At 39.7% G+C, this 4,450-nt stretch carries 4 protein-coding genes and 1 pseudogene; all 5 read left to right on the forward strand.

All coding sequences use genetic code 11. The features are described 5' to 3' along the window. Nucleotides 1-1,199 (forward strand): annotated as a pseudogene (locus SMIDD26_RS04920) (polysaccharide deacetylase family protein); the annotation flags it as partial. A 76-nt stretch (nt 1,200-1,275) separates the two neighbouring features. Continuing rightward, on the forward strand, nt 1,276-2,118 hold the full coding sequence (locus SMIDD26_RS04925; protein ID WP_061439268.1) for an aldo/keto reductase: 843 nt from the start codon (nt 1,276-1,278) through the stop codon (nt 2,116-2,118). A 268-nt stretch (nt 2,119-2,386) separates the two neighbouring features. Next, the gene (locus SMIDD26_RS04930) at nt 2,387-2,758 is read left to right on the forward strand and encodes a GFA family protein (protein WP_061439270.1); all 372 of its coding nucleotides are present in this window, start codon (nt 2,387-2,389) and stop codon (nt 2,756-2,758) included. 35 nt (nt 2,759-2,793) lie between these two features. Further along, entirely contained in the window at nt 2,794-3,711 is a 918-nt protein-coding gene (gene glyQ / locus SMIDD26_RS04935; RefSeq protein ID WP_000038736.1) for a glycine--tRNA ligase subunit alpha, read from the forward strand. A 210-nt stretch (nt 3,712-3,921) separates the two neighbouring features. Continuing rightward, nucleotides 3,922-4,450 (forward strand): glycine--tRNA ligase subunit beta (locus SMIDD26_RS04940; RefSeq protein WP_134990187.1); only part of this gene is annotated, 529 nt, incomplete at its 3' end.

A 4,450-nucleotide genomic window follows, 5' to 3' on the forward strand; every position in this document is an offset into this window, starting at 1 on the left:
AATCAGAAGGATCATTTTCGTAAAGGACAAGCTGAAGTGATTACCTATTATCCTCTCCAAGGGGAGCAAGTAATTTCGTCTGTAAAAGAAATCATAGTGCAGGATATTAAGGAAAACTTAGAAGACAAGGAGAATCTGGTTTTTTATTATACGGAGAAACAGGATTCGACTTTAAAAGGGATTGTCAACCGAAGTGTGATGAAACAAGTCTATGATTTAACTTCGTCAAAAGTTGAAGAGACTGAAAAAACTAGTCTAGCGAAAGTGCATTTGACAGAAGATGGTAAACCTTTTACACTTGATCAACTATTTTCAGATCCTAGTAAGGCTAAAGAGCAACTGATAAAAGAACTGACTTCTTTCTTGCAGGACAAGAAATTGGAGCAAGAAAAGATTGATCAAGTTGTTAAAGGTTTGTCTGATCAAGACTTGTCTGCATGGAACTTTGATTATAAGGATAGTCAGATTATCCTTTATCCAAGTCAGTCAGTTGAAAATCTAGACGAGATTGCCTTGCCAGTATCTAGTTTCTTTGAAGTTATTCAGTCCTCTTATTTATTAGATAAGGATGCAGAGCTATATAAGGCTTATTTTGAAAAGAAAAATCGTAAAGTAGTAGCCTTGACTTTTGATGATGGACCAAATCCTGCAACGACAAATCAAGCATTAGATACACTTTCTAAGCATGGTATCAAAGCAACTTTCTTTGTTTTAGGTAAGAATGTTTCTGGCAATGAAGAGATTTTGAAACGCATGAAAGCAGATGGTCATGTTATTGGAAACCATAGTTGGAGTCATCCAGTGCTTTCAAAACTTTCCCTTGATGAAGCTAAAAACAAATTACTGATACGGAGGATGCGCTAACTAAAGTGCTGGGTTCTAGCTCTAAACTCATGCGTCCGCCTTATGGAGCCATTACAGACGACATTCGCAATAGCCTCGATTTGAGCTTTATTATGTGGGATGTGGATAGTCTGGACTGGAAGAGTAAAAATGAAGCATCTATTTTGACAGAAATTCAGCGTGAAGTCAAGAATGGTTCTATTATTCTCATGCATGATATCCATGCTGAGACTATAAATGCTCTACCGAAGGTTATTGACTACTTGAAAGGGCAAGGTTATGACTTTGTGACTATACCAGATTTGTTAGATAGTCGTCTCAAAGCTCACCAGCTCTACTACGACCGTGACCAATAATACACAAAATCTAAAGAGAAAAGTTTTCCTTGAAAATTTGCTTCTTTGGATTTTCTTCTTATAGAAAGGAAAAATAATGAAATCTTATACTTTAAATAATGGTGTTACGATTCCAGTTCTGGGATTTGGAACTTTTAAGGCTAAGGATGGAGAAGAAGCCTATCGTGCAGTGTTAGAAGCCTTGAAGGCTGGTTATCGTCATATTGATACGGCGGCGATTTATCAGAATGAAGAAAGTGTTGGTCGTGCTATTCAAGATAGTGGAGTACCGCGTGAGGAAATTTTTGTAACCAGTAAATTGTGGAATACAAACCACACCTATGAGCAAGCTCGTCAGGCTTTTGAAGAGTCTTTAGAGAAGCTGGGCTTGGAATATTTGGATTTGTATTTGATTCATTGGCCAAATCCAAAACCGCTCAGAGAAAATGACCAATGGAAAATCCGAAATGCAGAAGTTTGGAGAGCGATGGAAGACCTCTATCAAGAAGGCAAAATCCGTGCTATTGGAGTTAGTAATTTTCTTCCCCATCATTTGGATGCCTTGCTTGAAACAGCAAAAATTCTTCCAGCGGTCAATCAAGTTCGTTTGGCGCCAGGTGTGTATCAAGAGGAAGTCGTAAATTACTGTCGAGAAAAAGGAATTTTATTGGAAGCTTGGGGACCTTTTGGTCAGGGAGAACTGTTTGATAGCAAGCAAGTGCAAGAAATTGCGGCAAATCACGAAAAATCGGTTGCTCAGATAGCCTTGGCCTGGAGCTTGGCAGAAGGATTTCTACCACTTCCAAAATCTGTCACAGCCTCTCGTATTCAGGCTAATCTTGATTGCTTTGGAATTGAACTTAGTCATGAGGAGCGAGAAACTTTAAAAACAATTGCTGTTCAGTCTGGTGCTCCACAAGTTGATGATATGGATTTCTAGAAAATCATAAAAAGAATTGTACATTGTTCTAATTTTTGATATAATAGTTAGCAGGAAAGAAAGTCTTATGGCGTTCTTCAAGCGAGCTTGGGATAGTGGGAGCCAAGTAGGACAAAATAAAGAGCTGGCGCTTTCTGTAGTATTCTCAAAGATAATGAAGTAATAAATTAGGGTGGAACCGCGTTTCTGACGCCCCTAGTCGCAAGGCTTGGGTGTTGAAATGCGGTTCTTTTTGAATTCGTCTAATACCTAAGTAGGAAGGAGCATAATGCTTAAAGGATCTTGTTTATGTAAAGCAGTGACCTACACTCTAGATGAGGAATTATCGGAATTAGTTTTTTGTCATTGCTCATTTTGTCGGAAAGCAACTGCGTCTGCCTATACAGTTAATGCTAAAGTTAGCAGTGAAAAGCTAGTATTGCATGGAAAAGAAAAGCTTGTTTCCTATAGTTCTTCTCCAGGAAAACAGCGTTATTACTGCCAGAACTGTCATAGTCAAATTTTCACTGTTCAAGAAAATATACCAGAAGTCTGTGCTTTGAAATTAGGTACAATAGATGAATGCGATCAGAATTTACTAACTGTTCCCAAACATCATATTTTTCAGGACCCAGCCTTTTCTTGGTTGCTTGATAAATAAATCTAAGAAGATAATATAAATTAAAGGAGTAAATAATGTCTAAAAAATTGACTTTCCAGGAAATCATCCTTACTTTGCAACAATTTTGGAATGACCAAGGTTGTATGCTTATGCAGGCTTATGATAATGAAAAAGGTGCGGGAACAATGAGTCCTTACACTTTCCTTCGTGCTATCGGACCTGAACCATGGAATGCGGCTTATGTAGAACCATCACGTCGTCCTGCTGACGGTCGTTACGGAGAAAATCCTAACCGTCTTTACCAACACCACCAATTCCAAGTGGTCATGAAGCCATCTCCATCAAATATCCAGGAACTTTACCTTGAGTCTTTGGAAAAATTGGGAATCAATCCTTTGGAACACGATATTCGCTTCGTTGAGGACAACTGGGAAAACCCATCAACTGGTTCAGCTGGTCTTGGTTGGGAAGTTTGGCTTGATGGGATGGAAATCACCCAGTTCACATATTTCCAACAAGTCGGTGGATTGGCAACTGGCCCTGTGACTGCGGAAGTTACCTATGGTTTGGAACGTTTGGCTTCTTACATTCAAGAAGTAGACTCTGTCTATGATATTGAGTGGGCTGATGGTGTAAAATACGGAGAAATCTTTATCCAGCCTGAGTACGAGCATTCAAAATATTCATTTGAAATTTCGGACCAAGAAATGTTGCTGGAAAACTTTGATAAGTTTGAAAAAGAAGCTGGTCGTGCATTAGAAGAAGGCTTGGTTCACCCTGCCTATGACTATGTTCTCAAATGTTCACACACTTTTAACTTGCTTGATGCGCGTGGTGCCGTATCTGTAACAGAGCGCGCAGGCTATATCGCTCGTATTCGTAACCTAGCCCGTGTCGTAGCCAAAACCTTTGTTGCAGAACGCAAACGCCTAGGTTACCCACTTTTGGATGAAGAAACACGAGCTAAACTCCTAGCAGAAGACGCAGAATAAAGAGAGTGACAAATTACGAAAATGGGCGAACAGAGTGAGCCCTGAGCCAGTTGCCGCAGTGATGAAGGTATCCTTAGTGAAACTAAGGATACTAGGCAAAATTGGAGATTTTGGCTCCAATTTTAGCAATGAAACAACGAAGTTGGTTGCTTGCGTGCCAATCACATAAGGCAAACTGGAAAATAAAAAGATACTTTTCGGAGAAAAAACATGACAAAAAACTTATTAGTAGAACTCGGTCTTGAAGAATTACCAGCCTATGTTGTCACACCAAGCGAAAAACAACTAGGCGAAAAAATGGCAGCCTTCCTCAAGGAAAACCGCCTGTCTTTTGAAGCCATTCAAACCTTCTCAACACCACGTCGTTTGGCTGTTCGTGTGACTGGTTTAGCAGACAAACAGGCTGATTTGACAGAAGATTTTAAGGGGCCAGCAAAGAAAATTGCCTTGGATAGTGATGGAAATTTCACCAAAGCGGCTCAAGGATTTGTCCGTGGAAAAGGCTTGACTGTCGAAGATATCGAATTCCGTGAAATCAAGGGTGAAGAATATGTCTATGTTACCAAGGAAGAAGTGGGTCAACCAGTTGAAGCCATTGTTCCTGGTGTTGTAGATGTTTTGAAGTCATTGACTTTCCCTGTCAGCATGCACTGGGCTGGAAATAGCTTTGAGTACATTCGTCCTGTTCACACTTTAACTGTTCTTTTAGATGAAGAAGAGTTTGATTTGGATTTCCTTG

The sequence above is a fragment of the Streptococcus mitis genome (assembly GCF_001579035.1).
Lineage (GTDB): Bacteria > Bacillota > Bacilli > Lactobacillales > Streptococcaceae > Streptococcus > Streptococcus mitis_J.

Coding starts and splice junctions, on each gene's coding strand:
- SMIDD26_RS04925 (WP_061439268.1), top strand. CDS start 1,276: ATGAAATCTTATACTTTAAATAATGGTGTTACGATTCCAGTTCTGGGA.
- SMIDD26_RS04930 (WP_061439270.1), top strand. CDS start 2,387: ATGCTTAAAGGATCTTGTTTATGTAAAGCAGTGACCTACACTCTAGAT.
- glyQ (WP_000038736.1), top strand. CDS start 2,794: ATGTCTAAAAAATTGACTTTCCAGGAAATCATCCTTACTTTGCAACAA.